Source organism: Streptomyces sp. NBC_01306, from assembly GCF_026340465.1.
GTDB lineage: Bacteria > Actinomycetota > Actinomycetes > Streptomycetales > Streptomycetaceae > Streptomyces.
This window is the reverse complement of sequence record NZ_JAPEPC010000001.1, coordinates 6,439,006-6,456,232: the sequence shown is the minus strand read 5'-3', so window position 1 is coordinate 6,456,232 and position 17,227 is coordinate 6,439,006. Positions and strand designations below refer to the sequence as shown.

Sequence of the window (17,227 nt, the reverse complement as noted above, 5' to 3'; positions counted from 1 at the left end):
ACGGGGGCTCATGAAGAGGGGGACACCGTTTCCGGTGTCCCCCTCGTGGGCTGCTACGCCTCGCGTGCCGCGGTCAGATGGCGTGCGTGTTCCTGGAGGGAACGGACGCCGACGTCGCCGCCGTTGAGTGCGTCGATGCCTTGTACGGCGGCGGCGAGTGCCTGGACCGTGGTGAGGCAGGGCACGGAGCGGGCCACGGCCGCGGTACGGATCTCGTAGCCGTCGAGCCGGCCACCGGTGCCGTAGGGGGTGTTGACGATCAGGTCGACGTCCCCGTCGTGGATGAGCTGGACGATGGTCCGCTCACCACCGGGGCCCTCGCCCTCGGAGAGCTTGCGGACCACGGTCGCGTTGATCCCGTTACGCCGCAGTACCTCCGCGGTCCCCGAGGTGGCCAGGAGCTCGAAGCCGTGCGCGACCAGCTCACGGGCCGGGAAGATCATCGAGCGTTTGTCCCGGTTGGCGACCGAGATGAACGCCCGCCCCTTGGTCGGCAGCGGCCCGTACGCCCCCGCCTGCGACTTCGCGTACGCGGTCCCGAAGACCGAGTCGATGCCCATGACCTCACCGGTCGAGCGCATCTCCGGGCCGAGGACGGTGTCGACGCCACGGCCGTGCATGTCACGGAAACGCGACCACGGCATCACCGCCTCCTTCACCGAGATCGGCGCGTCCTGCGGCAGAGTCCCACCGTCGCCGGTCGCCGGGAGCATCCCCTCCGCGCGCAGCTCGGCGACGGTCGCGCCGAGTGAGATGCGGGCTGCGGCCTTGGCCAGCGGGACCGCGGTGGCCTTCGAGGTGAAGGGCACCGTACGGGAGGCGCGCGGGTTGGCTTCCAGGACGTAGAGGATGTCCCCGGCCAGCGCGAACTGGATATTGATCAGCCCGCGGACACCGACGCCCTTGGCGATGGCCTCGGTCGAGGTGCGCAGCCGTTTGATGTCGAAGCCGCCGAGGGTGATGGGGGGCAGCGCGCAGGCGGAGTCGCCGGAGTGGATTCCGGCTTCCTCGATGTGTTCCATGACGCCGCCGAGGTAGAGCTCGGTGCCGTCGTAGAGCGCGTCGACGTCGATCTCGATCGCGTCGTCGAGGAATCGGTCGACCAGCACCGGGCGGGTAGGACTGATCTCCGTGGACTCGGCGATGTAGGAGGCGAGTCGGGTCTCGTCGTAGACGATCTCCATGCCGCGTCCGCCGAGCACGTAGGAGGGGCGGACCAGGACCGGGTAGCCGATCTCGTCGGCGATGGCCTTGGCCTCGTCGAACGTGGTGGCCGTGCCGTGCTTGGGCGCGGGCAGTCCGGCCTCGGCGAGGACCTGGCCGAACGCGCCGCGGTCCTCAGCGGCGTGGATGGCCTCCGGCGGGGTGCCGACGACCGGCACGCCGTTGTCCTTGAGGGCCTGTGCCAGGCCCAGCGGGGTCTGGCCGCCGAGCTGCACGATGACACCGGCGACGGGCCCCGCCAGGGTCTCGGCGTGCACGATCTCCAGGACGTCTTCGAGGGTGAGCGGCTCGAAGTAGAGCCGGTCGGAGGTGTCGTAGTCGGTGGAGACCGTCTCGGGGTTGCAGTTGACCATCACGGTCTCGTAGCCGGCGTCGCTGAGCGCGAAGGAGGCGTGGACACAGGAGTAGTCGAACTCGATGCCCTGGCCGATCCGGTTCGGACCCGACCCCAGAATGATCACGGCGGGCTTCTCGCGCGGCGCGACCTCGCTCTCCTCGTCGTAGGAGGAGTAGAAGTACGGGGTCTTCGCGGCGAACTCGGCGGCGCAGGTGTCGACCGTCTTGTAGACCGGGCGCACCCCCAGCGCGTGCCGCACCTCGCGGACGACGTCCTCACGCAGGCCCCGGATCCCCGCGATCTGAGCGTCCGAGAAGCCATGCCGCTTCGCATCCGCCAACAGCTGCGGGTCGAGCTTCTCGGCGGCGGCCAGCTCCTGCGCGTGCTCCAGGATCAGGAACAGCTGGTCGACGAACCACGGGTCGATCTTCGTCGCGTCGAAGACCTCTTCGGGTGTCGCGCCGGCCCGCATGGCCTGCATGACCGTGTTGATCCGGCCGTCGGTCGGAACCCCGGCCTTCTCCAGCAGCTTGGACTTGTCGCCGGGGTCACCGGTGAAGGTGAACTGCGAGCCCTTCTTCTCCAGCGAACGCAGCGCCTTGTTCAGCGCCTCGGAGAAGTTACGGCCGATCGCCATCGCCTCGCCCACCGACTTCATGGTCGTGGTGAGCGTGGCATCCGCGGCGGGGAACTTCTCGAACGCGAACCGCGGGACCTTCACCACCACGTAGTCGAGCGTCGGCTCGAACGATGCCGGAGTCTTCTCCGTGATGTCGTTCGGGATCTCGTCCAGCGTGTATCCGACAGCGAGCCGGGCCGCGATCTTCGCGATCGGGAACCCCGTCGCCTTCGACGCCAGCGCCGAGGACCGCGAAACACGCGGGTTCATCTCGATGACGATGATCCGGCCGTCTTCGGGGTTGACGGCGAACTGGATGTTGCAGCCGCCGGTGTCGACGCCCACCTCACGGATGATCGCGATACCGATGTCCCGCAGCCGCTGATACTCACGGTCGGTCAGCGTCATCGCCGGAGCCACCGTGATCGAGTCCCCGGTGTGCACGCCCATCGGGTCGAAGTTCTCGATGGAGCAGACGACCACGACGTTGTCGTGCTTGTCCCGCATCAGCTCCAGCTCGTACTCCTTCCATCCCAGGATGGACTCCTCCAGGAGCACCTCGGTGGTCGGCGACAGCATCAGCCCCTGCCCCGCGATCCGCCGCAGCTCCTCCTCGTCGTGCGCGAAGCCGGAACCGGCGCCACCCATCGTGAAGGAGGGGCGGACGACGACGGGGTAGCCGCCGAGCTCGTCGACGCCGTTGATGATGTCGTCCATCGTGTGACAGATCACCGAGCGGGCGGACTCACCGTGACCGATCTTGGTGCGCACGGCCTCGACGACACCCTTGAACAGGTCGCGGTCCTCGCCCTTGTTGATCGCCTCGACGTTCGCGCCGATCAGCTCGACCCCGTACTTCTCCAGCACCCCGCCCTCGTGCATCGAGATCGCGGTGTTCAGCGCGGTCTGCCCGCCCAAGGTCGGCAGCAGGGCGTCCGGGCGCTCCTTCGCGATGATCTTCTCGACGAACTCCGGAGTGATCGGCTCGACGTAGGTGGCGTCGGCGATCTCCGGGTCGGTCATGATCGTGGCCGGGTTCGAGTTGACCAGGATGACCCGCAGGCCCTCCGACTTGAGCACCCGGCACGCCTGGGTACCCGAGTAATCGAACTCGGCAGCCTGACCAATGACGATCGGACCGGACCCGATCACCAGAACGGACTGGATATCGGTGCGCTTAGGCACGCTGGCCCTCCATCAGGGATACGAAGCGGTCGAAGAGGTACGCGGCGTCGTGCGGGCCTGCGGCTGCTTCGGGGTGGTACTGGACGCTGAAGGCCGGCTGGTCGAGCAGCTGGAGTCCTTCGACCACGTTGTCGTTGAGACAGACGTGGGAGACCTCGGCACGGCCGTAGGGCGTGTCGGAGACCTGGTCGAGCGGCGCGTCGACGGCGAAGCCGTGGTTGTGCGCGGTGACCTCGACCTTGCCGGTCGTACGGTCCTGCACGGGCTGGTTGATGCCGCGGTGGCCGTACTTGAGCTTGTAGGTGCCGAAGCCCAGCGAGCGGCCGAGCAACTGGTTGCCGAAGCAGATGCCGAAGAGCGGGGTCTTCCGCTCCAGGACGGCCTTGATGACCGTCAGGTCGGCGGTGGCGGGGTCGCCGGGGCCGTTGGAGAGGAACACTCCGTCGGGGGCGACCGCGTACACGTCGTCGGCGGTGGCGGTCGCGGGCAGGACGTGCACCTCGATGCCGCGCTCGGCCATCCGGTGCGGGGTCATGCCCTTGATGCCGAGGTCGATGGCGGCGACCGTGAACTTCTTCTCGCCGACCGCCGGGACCACGTACGTCTCGGTGGTGGCGACCTCGGCGGAGAGGTCGGCGCCGTTCATCTCGGGTGCCTGCCGGACCTTGGCAAGGAGCATTCCCTCGTCGGCGACCGCGTTGCCGGAGAAGATGCCGACGCGCATCGCGCCGCGCTCCCGCAGATGCCGGGTGAGGGCCCGGGTGTCGATACCGCTGATGCCGACGATGCCCTGCTTCACCAGCTCGTCGTCGAGGGAGCGGCGTGAGCGCCAGTTCGACGGGATACGGGCGGGGTCGCGTACGACATAGCCGGCGACCCAGATCTTCGCGGACTCGTCGTCCTCGTCGTTGACGCCGGTGTTGCCCACGTGCGGGGCGGTCATCACGACGACCTGGCGGTGGTAGGAGGGGTCGGTGAGGGTTTCCTGGTAACCGGTCATGCCGGTGTTGAACACCGCTTCACCGAAGGTCTCCCCGGTGGCCCCGTAGGAGCGGCCGCGGAAGCACCGGCCGTCCTCCAGGACGAGTACGGCGGGGGATGCCGCTTTCCTCTCCGAGGCGTTCCCCGGGCTGGAGATCGTCATCGTGCGGTGCCTTCCGTCGTGATCGGGTGGTGCGTGGTGCTGGTGGTGCTGTCCGTGGTGTGCGCGCCCGCCGGGTGGCTCATGGCGTTGACGGCCTCGACCCAGGCGGCCTGTTCCGCCGCCCGGTCGGAGCGGAAGCCGGAGTCGAGCAGCTTGTCGCCGTGCTGCCAGGTGATGATCAGCATGCCGCCCTCGGTGAGGACCTTGCCCGCGATGCCCTTGTCGAGCCGGGCCTCGCGGAGCTGCGCCGCCGGGATGAAGAAGTCCTCGGCCCCGGGGCGTACGACCTCCACACCCGCGTCCGTGAGCGTCACCTCGGCCTTGCTGCGGGTGCCCAGGCCGTGCGCGACGATCCGGTCGAGCCACTGCCCTGCCGTGGTCGAGCCGTGGTAGCGACCGCTCATCTCCAGTCTGGCCGCACCCGGTTCGTCCGGCATTCCAGGCAGCTCGGGGAGGTCGCTCTGGAGCGTCCCGCGCCACTTCCAGCCTTCGCGCATCAGCCAGTAGACGAGCGCGACGAAGAGCAGCAGGCCGACGATCCAGCCGATGCGGCCCGACCAGTCGGTGACGTCCGCCGACTTCTGTTCCGCTGCGAGGTGAAGATTGATGAGAGGTGTCACGCCAGCTTCCCGTCCACGACCGTTGCCCTGCCCCGCAGGAAGGTGTGGGTGACGCGTCCCGGCAGCTCACGGCCCTCGTACGGAGTGTTGCGGCTGCGGGAGGCGAAGCCCGCGGGGTCCACCTCACCACGGTAAGCCGCGTCGACCAGCGTGAGGTTCGCGGGCTCACCGGCGGCGATCGGCCGGCCGTGGCCCGCCAGGCGGCCGATGGCAGCGGGGCGGAAGGACATCCGGTCGGCGACCGTCTCCCAGTCGACGAGCCCGGTGTCGACCATCGTCTGCTGGACGACGGAGAGCGCGGTCTCCAGGCCCACCATCCCCATGGCGGCGGCCGCCCACTCGCAGTCCTTGTCCTCGTGCGGGTGCGGGGCGTGGTCGGTGGCGACGCAGTCGATCGTGCCGTCGGCGAGCGCCTCGCGCAGGGCCATCACATCGGCCTCGGTGCGCAGCGGCGGGTTGACCTTGTAGACCGGGTTGTACGTACGGACCAGCTCGTCGGTGAGGAGGAGGTGGTGCGGGGTCACCTCGGCCGTGACGTTCCAGCCCTTGGACTTGGCCCAGCGGACGATCTCCACGGAACCGGCCGTCGAGAGGTGGCAGATGTGCACCCGGGAGCCGACGTGGGCGGCGAGCAGCACATCGCGGGCGATGATCGACTCCTCGGCGACGGCGGGCCAGCCGCCGAGACCCAGTTCGGAGGAGACGACGCCCTCGTTCATCTGGGCGCCCTCGGTGAGCCGGGGCTCCTGGGCGTGCTGGGCCACGACGCCGTCGAAGGCCTTCACGTACTCCAGGGCGCGGCGCATGATCACGGCGTCGTCCACGCACTTGCCGTCGTCGGAGAAGACCCGGACGGCGGCGGCCGAGTCGTGCATCGCGCCGAGTTCGGCGAGCTGCTTGCCGGCCAGGCCGACGGTGACGGCGCCGATGGGCTGCACGTCGCAGTAGCCGGACTCCTTGCCCAGGCGCCAGACCTGCTCCACGACGCCGGCGGTGTCCGCGACGGGGAAGGTGTTCGCCATGGCGTGGACGGCGGTGAATCCGCCGGAGGCGGCGGCCTTGGTACCGGTGAGCACGGTCTCGGAGTCCTCACGGCCCGGCTCACGCAGATGGGTGTGCAGGTCGACGAGGCCGGGCAGCAGGATCCGGCCGTCGGCCTCGATGACATCGGCGCCGTCGGCGGACAGGCCGGGGCCCACCGCCGCGATGGTCTCGCCGTCGATCAGGACGTCCTGCGGCTCGCCGCCGAGCACCTTCGCACCACGGATCAGGGTCTTGCTCATGATTACTTGCTCTCCTCGGTACGGGAAGTCATGGCGGGCTCGGAGCCGCCCAGCAGCAGATAGAGGACGGCCATCCGGATCGAGACGCCGTTGGCGACCTGCTCCACGGCGGTGCAGCGGTCCGAGTCGGCGACGTCGGCGGTGATCTCCATCCCGCGGTTCATCGGTCCGGGGTGCATCACGATGGAGTCGCCGGGCATCCGCGCCATGCGGTCGCCGTCCAGGCCGTAGCGGCGCGAGTACTCGCGTTCGGTGGGGAAGAAGGCCGCGTTCATCCGCTCGCGCTGCACACGCAGCATCATGACGGCGTCGGATTCGGGGAGCACCCGGTCGAGGTCGTACGAGACCTCACAGGGCCAGTGCTCGACGCCGATGGGCACCAGCGTGGGCGGCGCGACCAGCGTCACCCGGGCGCCGAGGGTGTGCAGCAGATGGACGTTGGACCGGGCGACCCTGCTGTGCAGCACGTCGCCGACGATGGTGATCCGGCGGCCTTCGAGGTCGCGCCCTATGCCGGTGTCGGCCCCGACCAGCCTGCGGCGCATGGTGAACGCGTCGAGGAGTGCCTGGGTGGGGTGTTCGTGGGTGCCGTCGCCCGCGTTGACGACAGCGCCGTCGATCCAGCCCGATGTGGCGAGCCGGTACGGGGCCCCGGACGAGCCGTGCCGGATGACGACGGCGTCGGCGCCCATGGCTTCCAGGGTCAGCGCGGTGTCCTTGAGGGACTCGCCCTTGGAGACCGACGAGCCCTTCGCGGAGAAGTTGATGACGTCGGCGGAGAGCCGCTTGGCCGCGGCCTCGAAGGAGATGCGGGTCCGGGTCGAGTCCTCGAAGAAGAGGTTGACGACGGTCCGGCCGCGCAGGGTCGGAAGCTTCTTGACCGGCCGGTCGGCGACCCGGGCCATCTCCTCGGCGGTGTCGAGGATCAGGACGGCGTCGTCACGGGTGAGATCGGCGGCCGAGATGAGGTGACGCTTCATCTGGGTGTTCTCCATGTTTTCGCGGGGGTCGCGGAGGACGCAGCGGATTCAGGCAGGGCAGGCGGGCGGGCACAGCTCTGCGGCCCGGGTCGCGGGCCGTACGGGAGAGGAGCTAACGGCCGCCGGCCGGGGCGGTCCGCTCGGTACCGAGCAGGACCGTGTCGCGGCCGTCCTCCTCGGCGAGCTGGACCTTGACCGTCTCCCGCAGCGACGTGGGGAGGTTCTTGCCGACGTAGTCCGCGCGGATCGGGAGTTCGCGGTGGCCGCGGTCGACGAGGACCGCGAGCTGCACCGCGCGCGGGCGGCCGATGTCGCCCAGGGCGTCCAGCGCGGCACGGATCGTACGGCCGGAGAAGAGCACGTCGTCGACGAGGACCACCAGGCGTCCGTCGACGCCGTCCGCGGGGATGTCCGTACGGGCCAGCGCGCGGGCGGGCCGCATCCGCAGGTCGTCGCGGTACATGGTGATGTCCAGGGAACCGACCGGGATCGTACGGCCGGTGATCTCTTCGAGCTTGGCCGCGAGCCTGCGGGCCAGGAACACACCGCGGGTCGGGATGCCGAGGAGCACGACGTCTTCGGCGCCCTTGGCGCGTTCGACGATCTCGTGAGCGATACGGGTCAGAACCCGTGCGATGTCCGGGGCCTCCAGAACGGGGCGCGCGCCGGAACCACCGCTGCCTGCGCCGGCACCGTTCGGGCCCGCACTGGCAGAACTTCCACTGGCTGAACTTGCACTGCTGGTGTCCATATGAAACGGACCTCCTTCTCCGCCTCACGGGACGGACCTTAAAGGACGTCGGGATTACAACAGCCACCGTACCAGGGGCGGAGCGGGCGTTCCCGCCCTGGTCCGGAGGCGGTCCGGAGGCGGTCCGGACCATTCGGCTTGACGCATCCAAGTAACGCTGCGTAACCTCACAGTGAGTTACCAGCCGCGCGGCGGAGCCGCAGTGCATCTCAGCGTCCGGGGAGCCATATGTCCAGCGAATACGCAAAACAGCTCGGGGCCAAGCTCCGTGCCATCCGCACCCAGCAGGGCCTTTCCCTCCACGGTGTCGAGGAGAAGTCCCAGGGCCGGTGGAAGGCCGTAGTGGTGGGTTCGTACGAGCGTGGCGACCGCGCCGTGACCGTCCAGCGCCTCGCCGAGCTGGCGGACTTCTACGGGGTTCCGGTGCAGGAGCTGCTGCCGGGCACGACGCCGGGCGGAGCGGCCGAGCCGCCGCCGAAGCTCGTCCTGGACCTGGAGCGCCTCGCCCACGTCCCGCCGGAGAAGGCCGGGCCGCTCCAGCGCTACGCGGCCACGATCCAGAGCCAGCGCGGCGACTACAACGGCAAGGTGCTGTCGATCCGCCAGGACGACCTGCGCACACTCGCCGTCATCTACGACCAGTCCCCCTCGGTGCTCACCGAGCAGCTGATCAGCTGGGGTGTGCTGGACGCGGACGCGCGGCGCGCGGTCGCGCACGACGAGGGCTGAGCCGCTCGCCGATTGTTCAACAGAAGAAACGTCTCGTCCGAAGGGCGGCCCCGCATATGCCGGTGGCCGCCTTTCGGGTTTCCGGCTCCCGGCGGCGGTCGGCCCACCTCAGTCCGACACCGTCAGTCCCCCGCCGTCAGTCCCCGCCGTCAGTCCCGCGGGCCGGTAGAGCCGGCCGACGAGTTCGGGCAGCAGCCGTTCGGCGAGTTTCGGCGGCAGCGCCTGGAGCACCGCGAGGACGGGCGCCATCCGCTCGGGCAGCTCCCCCTGCGCCCCCACTCCGGCGAAGTCGACCGCGAGAGCCGCCTCCTCGGGGGTGAGCGTCTCCGGGTCGAGTGCCGCGGCGGCCGCGAGCACCGCGGGATCGGCCTCGGCGGGCCCGGTGGCCGCGGCTGCGGCCACCGCGGCGGTCAGCGCGCCGAGCAGCTTCCGTACGGTGTCCTCCCCCGCCATCGCCGCCGTCACGGTGAGATGCAGATTGGCCGGTGAGCCCGCGAAGGCGGGCTGCGGCTGTACGTACCAGCCCAGGCGGCGCATCTCGTCCGCCACCACGAACGGGTCGATGCCCGGTCCGTCGCCGGCGATCGCGAGCAGTGAGGAGTCGGGGCTGCCGAGCACCCGGAGCCCGTCGATGTCCGCGATCCCCACCACGAGCGCCGTCACCGCCTCGTGGACGCGCAGCGAGAGCGCCGTGTACCCGTCGGTGCCGATCCGCTCAAGAACCGCCCAGGCGGCAGCCAGCGGCCCGGCCGGTTTGGTGCCCTGGAGGGTGGCGTTGACCACCGGGTAGCCGGGCCATGAGGCATGCGCGAACCAGCCGTGCCTGCGGAGTTCGGCGTCCCTGAACAGCAGGACCGACGCGCCCTTGGCCGTGTATCCGTACTTGTGCAGGTCGACCGAGAGCGAGGTGACACCGGGCACGGCAAGATCGAACGGCGGCGGCGCCGGCGCATCAGCGCCCAGCCTCAGATGCCCCAGGTACCAGCCGCCGATACATGCGTCGACGTGGCAGAGCACGCCGTGCCGGGCCGCCTCGGCGGCGGCTTCAGCGACCGGGTCGATCACCCCGTGGGCGTACGAGGGCGCGGAGACCACCACGAGCGCCGTGCGGTCGGAGAGCGCGGCCGTGAGGTCGGCGACGCGCACCCGGTAGGTCAGCGGGTCCACCGGGACCACCACGGTCCTGAGCCCGAAGAGCGCGGCGGCCTTGTGGAAGGCCGCGTGCGCGGTCTCGGGCAGCACCAGTTCGGGTTCGGTGACACCACGGGTGCGCAGTGCGTGTTCGCGGGCGGTGAGGACGGCGAGCAGACAGCTCTCCGTACCGCCGCTGGTGAAGGTGCCCACGGTGTCAGGGCCGCCGCCGAGCAGCCGGGCGGTGCGCGCCACGATGTCGTTCTCCAGGGACACCACACTGGGGAAGGCCGTCATGTCGAGGCCGTTGACGCCCGCGAACGCGGCGGCCGCCGCATTGGCCAGCTCCTCGATGCCCGGCAGGCCCGAGTCGTAGACGTACGCCATGGTGCGTCCGCCCCTGACGGGCAGATCGGCCGCGCGCAGGGCGCCGAGCCTGTCGAGGATGCGCCGGTCGGCGGGGGCGTACGGTCCGGTCCCCGCGGGGACCGGCTCGCCGGTCTGTGCACCTGGGTCAGCCATGCGCGCAACCTAGGTCACGGTCCGCGGAACGCACCAGGCCCGGAGCGGAAGATTGTTCATCTTCTGCTCCGGGCCTGGCTGGGCGGACTCCGTGACCGGGGTCAGTCGCGGCGCAGACTCGGCTTGAGGTCCTTGAACCGGCCGAGCAGGCCGTTGATGAAGGCCGGCGACTCGTCGGTGGAGAACTCCTTGGCGAGCTGCACCGCCTCGTCCATCACGACGGCGTCCGGCGTCCCGTCGACCCACACCAGCTCGTGCGCGCTGAGCCTGATGATGTTGCGGTCGACGACCGGCATCCGGTCGAGGGTCCAGCCCACCGCGTAGGTGGCGATGAGGTCGTCGATACGGTCCGCGTGCTCCGCGTACCCCTCGACGAGCTCCATCGTGTACTCACTGACCGGTGGCTGCCGGTCGTCGGTCCGGGCGTGACGGATCCAGTCCGCGAGGACGGTCTGCACGGACGCCCCGCGCTGGTCGGCCTCGAAGAGGATCTGGAAGGCGCGCTTGCGCGCCGTGTTCCGGGCAGCCACGGTTAGCTGTTCACCCGGCCGAGATAATCACCGGATCGCGTGTCGACCTTGATCTTCTCGCCGGTCGTGATGAACAGCGGGACACCGATCTCGTAACCGGTCTCCAGGGTGGCCGGCTTGGTGCCGCCGGTGGAACGGTCGCCCTGGACGCCCGGGTCGGTGTGCTGGATCGTCAGCTCGACCGCGGCCGGGAGCTCGACGTAGAGCACCTCGCCCTCGTACTGGGCGACCGAGGCGGTGAAGCCCTCGATGAGGAAGTTGGCCGCGTCACCGACCGACTTGCGGTCGACCATCAGCTGGTCGTAGGTGTCCATGTCCATGAACACGAAGTACTCGCCGTCCATGTACGAGAACTGCATGTCGCGTCGGTCAATGGTGGCCGTCTCGACCTTCACACCGGCGTTGAACGTCTTGTCGACGACCTTGCCGGAAAGCACGTTCTTGAGCTTGGTGCGCACAAAAGCCGGGCCCTTGCCGGGCTTGACGTGCTGGAACTCGACGACGGACCAGAGCTGGCCCCCGTCGAGCTTGAGCACCAGGCCGTTCTTGAGGTCGTTCGTGGAAGCCACGGTTGAGGTTCTCCTGGACTGCAGCGTGTGTGGGACCGCGGGTGCACGCCACTAGAGGGCGAGCAGCTCCTTGGTCGTAATGGTGAGTAGCTCGGGTCCGCCGTCCGCCTCAGGGCGTACGACGAGCGTGTCATCGATCCGGACTCCGCCCCGGCCAGGGAGGTGGACCCCCGGTTCGACGGTGACCGGCACGCAAGCGTCCAGTTTACCCATGGCCGCAGGTGCCAGCTGCGGGTCCTCGTCGATTTCGAGCCCGACACCGTGTCCGGTCGACGGGCCGAGGGTGTCGCCGTGGCCCGCGGCCTCCAGTACATGGCGTGCCGCGAGGTCCACGTCCCGGCAGGCCGCGCCGGGCACAAGTGCCTCCCGACCTGCCCGTTGTGCGGCGAAGACCAGGTCGTACAGCTCGATCTGCCAGTCCGCGGGCGCCGTCCCGATGACGAACGTCCGGCCGATCTCACATCGGTATCCGCGGTACACCGCCCCGAGCCGGACGGAGAGCAGATCGCCCTCCTCGACCCGGCGGTCGGTCGGGCGGTGGCCGCACAGTCCGGCGTTGGGACCGGTGGCCACCGAGGTCGGGAGGGAAGGACCGGCGGCTCCGTGGTCGACCAGGCGGCGCTCCAGCTCCAGGGCGAGATGGCGCTCGGTGCGCCCGACGAGGATCGATTCGAGCAGCTCGCCCAGGGCCTGGTCGGTGATCTCCCCCGCGGTGCGCAGACAGCGGATCTCGTCCTCGTCCTTGATGATCCGCTGCTGCTCGACGGCGCGGGCGAGATCGGCGAGACGCACCCGCGGAGCCACCGACTGCAGGGCCCGGTGCCGCGCGACGGTCAGATGGTGCTCCTCGACGGCCAGCGTCACGGCGCCCACCGAGCCGAGCCGGCCGGCGGCTGCCACCGCCGGGTCGCCGCCCGGCGCCGGCAGCACCGTGAGCCGCAGGTGCTCGTCGGGGCGGCCGTCCTGGTGGTCGTCCGGCGGCTCGGCAGGGCAGAGAAGCTCATCGCCGTCGGGGCCCAGCAGCAGGACCGCGCCCGCCGGGGCCGCACCGGCGAGATACCGGACGTTGGCCGGCCGGGAGACCAGCGCCGCCCCGCTGCCCGCTGCCAGGCACCGGTCGCGCAGCCTTGCCCGGCGGACCGCAAACACCTCTGCCATGGTCCCGAGCCTAGGAGCGGCAGCGGGTCCCGGCTGGTTCAGCGCGTCCGACCGGGGAGCTTCACCAGGTCGGAGGGGAGGCGATGGAGCGGGCGAGTACGTCGTCGAGCACCTGGGCGGTGGTCGCCACGTCGTAGCCCGAGTTGTCGATGATCGGCAGCCCCGAGCCGTACCAGCCGGCCATCCGGCCGTGGATCCGGGCGACTTCCTCGTCGCCGAGGCGGCGGTTGCCGCTGCGGGCCGCGTTGCGCTCCAGGACGACTTCCAGGCCCGGCAGCAGGACGACGGGCAGCAGGCCGGGGCCCACGTGGCGCTTCCAGCCGCCGAGGCCGACGACCGGGCGGTCGGGGAAGACCGCGTCGTCGAGGATGCAGGAGATGCCGTTGGCCAGGAAGTTGCGCGCGGCGAAGCCGCAGGTGCGGCGGGCCAGCCGGTACTGGGCCTCGGAGTGGTCGTTCCAGCCGGTCTTGGGGTCGGCGAAACCGGAGCAGACCCACTCGCGTACGTCGTCGAGGCTGATGTGCGACGTGGGCATCCGGCGGCTCCGCGCCCAGTGCCGGGCGACGGTGGTCTTGCCGGCGCCCGCCGGTCCTATGAGGAGGACGGCGAGCGTGGTGTTGCCGGTGTCGGCCGGGGTGCTGGCCACGGGCGGCGCCGGCAGCGGGACCGGCCCACCGGGCGGCAGCTGGATGTGGCCGGTCGTCTCCATGGACGGCGGCGCCGGCGGCGGCTGGGGCGGCGGCGCGGGCGGGCCCGCCGGCCGGCCGGGTGCCACCCAGCCCGGGGGCCGGCCGGGATGCTGGGCGCTCTGTCCCCAGCCTGCGGCGCCCGGTGGGGGCGGCGGCAGCGGAGGTCCCACAGCGTGCTGCATCCGGTGCCACTCCGTCTCGCTCAGCCGACTGGTTCTCGTACTGAACGGTACCCTCCCCGGCCGGCACCCTGTGAACGGCCGGGGAGGGACCAAAGTCCGGCTTCAGCCGGGGAGTTCCCCGGCCAGCGCCCGCAGGGCGAGGCGGTAGGAGCCGATCCCGAAGCCCGCCACGGTACCGCTGGCGACCGCGGCGATTACCGAGTTGTGACGGAACTCCTCGCGGGCGTACGGATTCGAGATGTGCACCTCGATGAGCGGGGCGGTGCGCTGGGCCGCCGCGTCCCGCATCGCGTACGAGTAGTGCGTGAATGCACCGGGGTTGATCACGACGGGGACCGCACCGTCGGCCGCCTCGTGCAGCCAGCGGATCATCTCGCCCTCGTCGTTGGTCTCACGCACCTCGACGTCGAGACCGAGCTCCTTGCCCAGCAGGGTGCAGGCCTCGACGAGTCCCGCGTACGACGTCGCACCGTAGACGTCGGGCTCGCGGGAGCCCAGCCTGCCCAGGTTGGGGCCGTTGAGGACGAGGACGCGGGCGCTCACGCGGAGACCTCACCGAACGCGGCGAGCAGGACGGCCGGGTCGGGACCCTCCAGGACCGTCGGCTTGGCGAGTCCGTCGAGGACGATGAAGCGCAGGACGTTGCCCCGGGACTTCTTGTCGACCTTCATCGTCTCCAGGAGCTTGGGCCACTGGTCGCCCCGGTAGGTCAGCGGCAGCCCGACGGAGGCGAGTACGGCGCTGTGCCGGTCGGCGGTCGCGTCGTCGAGGCGCCCCGCGAGACGGCCGAGTTCGGCGGCGAACACCATGCCGACCGAGACGGCGGCGCCGTGCCGCCACTTGTAGCGCTCGTTCTTCTCGATGGCGTGGGCGAGCGTGTGGCCGTAGTTGAGGATCTCCCGCAGCCCCGACTCCTTGAGGTCGTTCGACACGACCTCGGCCTTGACCCGGATGGACCGCTCGATCAGCTCGGCGGTGTGCGGTCCTGCGGGTGTACGGGCCCCCTCGGGGTCGGACTCCACGAGGTCGAGGATGGCCGGGTCGGCGATGAAACCGGCCTTGATGATCTCGGCCATCCCGGAGACGTAGTCGTTGACCGGGAGCGAGTCCAGCGCGGCGAGGTCGCAGAGCACCCCGGCGGGCGGGTGGAAGGCGCCCACCAGGTTCTTGCCCTCGGCGGTGTTGATGCCGGTCTTGCCGCCGACGGCCGCGTCCACCATGCCGAGCACGGTGGTGGGGACCGCGATCCAGCGCACTCCGCGCAGCCAGGTCGCCGCGACGAACCCGGCCACATCGGTGGTCGCGCCGCCGCCGACGCCGATGATGACATCGGTGCGGGTGAACCCGGTCTGGCCCAGCGCCTTCCAGCAGTAGGCGGCGACCTCGACGGTCTTGGCCTCCTCGGCGTTGGGCAGCTGGACCGCGATGGCCTCGTACCCCTGGTCGGCGAGGTCCTGGCGCACCGCCTCGCCGGTCTCGGCCAGCGCCTCGGGGTGCAGTACGGCGACCCGCCTGGTCTGCTCGCCGATCAGCGCGGGCAGTTCGCCCAGCAGCTGACGGCCGACCAGCACCTCGTACGGATCGTGGCCGTCCGTGCCGCCGACCTGGATACGGATGGGGGCGTCCTGCGTCATACGGTCTTCTCCTGGCCGGGGGGCGGGGTGATGTCCCCTGCGGGGAGCCGGAGCTCCAGGGCGTCGAGGACCGCCTCGGCGACCTCTTCGGGGAACAGGCCGTCGGTGGCGACGACGGCACGGGCGACTTCGGTGTACAGGGACCGCCGCGCGTCCATCAGCTCACGCCACTGACGGCGCGGGTTGACGGCGAGCAGCGGGCGCGCGGTGTTGAGCCCGACCCGCTTGACCGCCTCGTCCACGTCCATGGAGAGGTAGACGACGGGGCGGCCGGCGAGCAGCTCGCGGGTGGCCGGGTCGAGGACCGCGCCGCCGCCGAGCGACAGTACGCCGGTGTGCCCGGTCACCGCCTCGCGTACCGCCGCGCGTTCCAGGGCGCGGAAGTGGTCCTCGCCGTCGTCGACGAAGATGTCCGCGATGGTGCGGCCCTCGGCGGCCACGATGTCGGCGTCGGTGTCGCGGTAGCCCGCGCCGAGCCGCTCGGCGAGCAGTTCACCGACGGTGGACTTGCCGACGCCCATCGGGCCGACGAGGACGACCAGCGGCCCGGTCATCGGATCTGCAGGTTGTCGAGGAACGACCGGACGTTCCTGCGGGTCTCGCCGACACTGTCGCCGCCGAACTTCTCCGCGACCGCGTCCGCCAGGACCAGCGCGACCATGGCCTCGGCGACGATCCCGGCGGCAGGCACCGCGCAGACGTCCGAGCGCTGGTGGTGCGCGGCGGCGACCTCGCCGGTGGCCACGTCGATGGTGGCGAGCGCGCGGGGCACGGTCGCGATCGGCTTCATCGCGGCCCGGACGCGCAGCAGTTCACCGGTGGACATTCCGCCCTCGGTACCACCGGAGCGGCCCGATGTGCGGCGTACGCCCTCATCGGTCGGCACGATCTCGTCGTGGGCCTTGGAGCCCGGCACCCGGGCCAGGTCGAAGCCGTCGCCGACCTCGACGCCCTTGATGGCCTGGATGCCCATCAGGGCGGCGGCGAGCCTGGCGTCGAGCCTGCGGTCCCAGTGGACATGCGAACCGAGGCCGACCGGTACGCCGTAGGCGAGCACCTCGACCACACCGCCGAGGGTGTCACCGTCCTTGTGGGCCTGGTCGATCTCGGCGACCATCGCCTTCGACGCGTCCGCGTCCAGGCAGCGCACCGGGTCCTCGTCCAGCCGCGCCTCGTCGGCGGGGACCGGGACGACGCCGTAGGGGGCCTTCGCTCCGGCCAGCTCCACGACGTGCGAGACGAGTTCGATGCCGGTCGTCTCCTTCAGGTAGGAGCGGGCCACCGTGCCGAGGGCGACGCGGGCCGCCGTCTCACGGGCGCTGGCGCGCTCCAGGATCGGCCGGGCCTCGTCCAGCGCGTACTTCTGCATACCCGCGAGGTCCGCGTGGCCGGGGCGGGGGCGGGTCAGCGGGGCGTTGCGGGCCAGCTGGGCCAGCTCGTCGGGGTCGACCGGGTCGGCCGACATGACCTTCTCCCACTTGGGCCACTCGGTGTTGCCGATCATGACGGCCACCGGGCCGCCCATGGTCAGCCCGTGCCGGACCCCGCCGAGGAAGGTGACCTCGTCCTTCTCGAACTTCATCCGGGCGCCGCGGCCGTATCCGAGCCGCCGCCGGGCGAGCGCGTCCGCCACCATGTCCGTGGTGACCGGGACGCCGGCGGGAAGCCCCTCCAGCGTCGCCACCAGTGCGGGTCCGTGCGACTCCCCCGCGGTCAGCCAACGCAACCTGCTCAACGGTGCTCCTCATGCTCGCGCCTCGATCTGCGACGGCGCGACCGGGTGCGCGGCCCTGGCCCGCCTGACCCGATCCTCCCACGACCGGGGCGCCGGGCGGTCACGGGTCCAGCTGGCGGACGTCGGCCCGGTCCCCGTAAGGACCGTCCGGGCGCCGCCGGATCCGGCGTCCGGCGCCGGGGCAGGGGCGCGCGGTGTGCTCCAA

The 17,227-nt window shown here is 70.8% G+C and carries 16 protein-coding genes; 1 reads left to right on the top strand and 15 read right to left on the bottom strand.

Annotation, left to right across the window (positions count from 1 at the left end; genetic code table 11):
- Window positions 1-53: 53 nt before the first annotated feature.
- From carB to pyrR, 6 genes are all read right to left on the bottom strand, one after another.
- On the bottom strand, window positions 54-3,365 hold the full coding sequence (gene carB / locus OG385_RS28600; RefSeq protein WP_266858967.1) for a carbamoyl-phosphate synthase large subunit: 3,312 nt from the start codon (window positions 3,363-3,365) through the stop codon (window positions 54-56).
- Window positions 3,358-4,509 carry a glutamine-hydrolyzing carbamoyl-phosphate synthase small subunit gene (carA, locus tag OG385_RS28595; RefSeq protein ID WP_266858965.1) on the bottom strand — a complete coding sequence of 384 codons (1,152 nt, stop codon included), beginning with the start codon at window positions 4,507-4,509 and terminating at the stop codon, window positions 3,358-3,360. The genes carB and carA overlap by 8 nt, the downstream gene beginning before the upstream one ends.
- Entirely contained in the window at window positions 4,506-5,129 is a 624-nt protein-coding gene (locus tag OG385_RS28590; RefSeq protein ID WP_266858963.1) for a hypothetical protein, read from the bottom strand. Before OG385_RS28590 ends, carA begins: the two co-directional genes overlap by 4 nt.
- A complete protein-coding gene (locus OG385_RS28585; RefSeq protein WP_266858962.1) occupies window positions 5,126-6,412 on the bottom strand; it encodes a dihydroorotase in 1,287 nt (428 codons plus the stop codon). The genes OG385_RS28590 and OG385_RS28585 overlap by 4 nt, the downstream gene beginning before the upstream one ends.
- Before the next feature lie 2 nt (window positions 6,413-6,414).
- Entirely contained in the window at window positions 6,415-7,392 is a 978-nt protein-coding gene (locus OG385_RS28580; protein WP_266858961.1) for an aspartate carbamoyltransferase catalytic subunit, read from the bottom strand.
- Between the two features lie 112 nt (window positions 7,393-7,504).
- A complete protein-coding gene (pyrR, locus tag OG385_RS28575) occupies window positions 7,505-8,143 on the bottom strand; it encodes a bifunctional pyr operon transcriptional regulator/uracil phosphoribosyltransferase PyrR (protein WP_266858960.1) in 639 nt (212 codons plus the stop codon).
- Window positions 8,144-8,371: 228 nt separating this feature from the next.
- Between pyrR and bldD the strand changes: the two genes are divergently transcribed.
- Window positions 8,372-8,872 (top strand): transcriptional regulator BldD, encoded by a 501-nt coding sequence (gene bldD, locus OG385_RS28570; protein WP_014157378.1) that lies wholly within the window; start codon window positions 8,372-8,374, stop codon window positions 8,870-8,872.
- A 108-nt stretch (window positions 8,873-8,980) separates the two neighbouring features.
- On the opposite strand, the gene OG385_RS28565 is transcribed toward bldD, so the two are convergent.
- From OG385_RS28565 to aroC, 9 genes are all read right to left on the bottom strand, one after another.
- Window positions 8,981-10,525 (bottom strand): aminotransferase class V-fold PLP-dependent enzyme, encoded by a 1,545-nt coding sequence (locus OG385_RS28565; RefSeq protein ID WP_266858959.1) that lies wholly within the window; start codon window positions 10,523-10,525, stop codon window positions 8,981-8,983.
- 101 nt (window positions 10,526-10,626) lie between these two features.
- Window positions 10,627-11,055 (bottom strand): transcription antitermination factor NusB, encoded by a 429-nt coding sequence (gene nusB, locus OG385_RS28560; RefSeq protein ID WP_266858958.1) that lies wholly within the window; start codon window positions 11,053-11,055, stop codon window positions 10,627-10,629.
- Between the two features lie 2 nt (window positions 11,056-11,057).
- Window positions 11,058-11,624, bottom strand: a complete 567-nt coding sequence (efp, locus tag OG385_RS28555) for an elongation factor P (protein WP_164264558.1) — start codon at window positions 11,622-11,624, stop codon at window positions 11,058-11,060.
- A gap of 51 nt (window positions 11,625-11,675) precedes the next feature.
- Complete coding sequence (locus OG385_RS28550) at window positions 11,676-12,782, bottom strand: aminopeptidase P family protein (protein WP_266858956.1); 1,107 nt, start codon at window positions 12,780-12,782, stop codon at window positions 11,676-11,678.
- Between the two features lie 61 nt (window positions 12,783-12,843).
- Window positions 12,844-13,653 (bottom strand): AAA family ATPase, encoded by an 810-nt coding sequence (locus OG385_RS28545; protein WP_266858954.1) that lies wholly within the window; start codon window positions 13,651-13,653, stop codon window positions 12,844-12,846.
- Between the two features lie 102 nt (window positions 13,654-13,755).
- Window positions 13,756-14,196 (bottom strand): type II 3-dehydroquinate dehydratase, encoded by a 441-nt coding sequence (aroQ, locus tag OG385_RS28540; RefSeq protein ID WP_266858953.1) that lies wholly within the window; start codon window positions 14,194-14,196, stop codon window positions 13,756-13,758.
- Window positions 14,193-15,287, bottom strand: a complete 1,095-nt coding sequence (gene aroB, locus OG385_RS28535) for a 3-dehydroquinate synthase (protein ID WP_266858951.1) — start codon at window positions 15,285-15,287, stop codon at window positions 14,193-14,195. Before aroB ends, aroQ begins: the two co-directional genes overlap by 4 nt.
- Window positions 15,284-15,841, bottom strand: a complete 558-nt coding sequence (locus tag OG385_RS28530) for a shikimate kinase (protein WP_266858949.1) — start codon at window positions 15,839-15,841, stop codon at window positions 15,284-15,286. The genes aroB and OG385_RS28530 overlap by 4 nt, the downstream gene beginning before the upstream one ends.
- The gene (gene aroC, locus OG385_RS28525; protein WP_266858947.1) at window positions 15,838-17,022 is read right to left on the bottom strand and encodes a chorismate synthase; all 1,185 of its coding nucleotides are present in this window, start codon (window positions 17,020-17,022) and stop codon (window positions 15,838-15,840) included. Before aroC ends, OG385_RS28530 begins: the two co-directional genes overlap by 4 nt.
- Window positions 17,023-17,227: the final 205 nt, after the last annotated feature.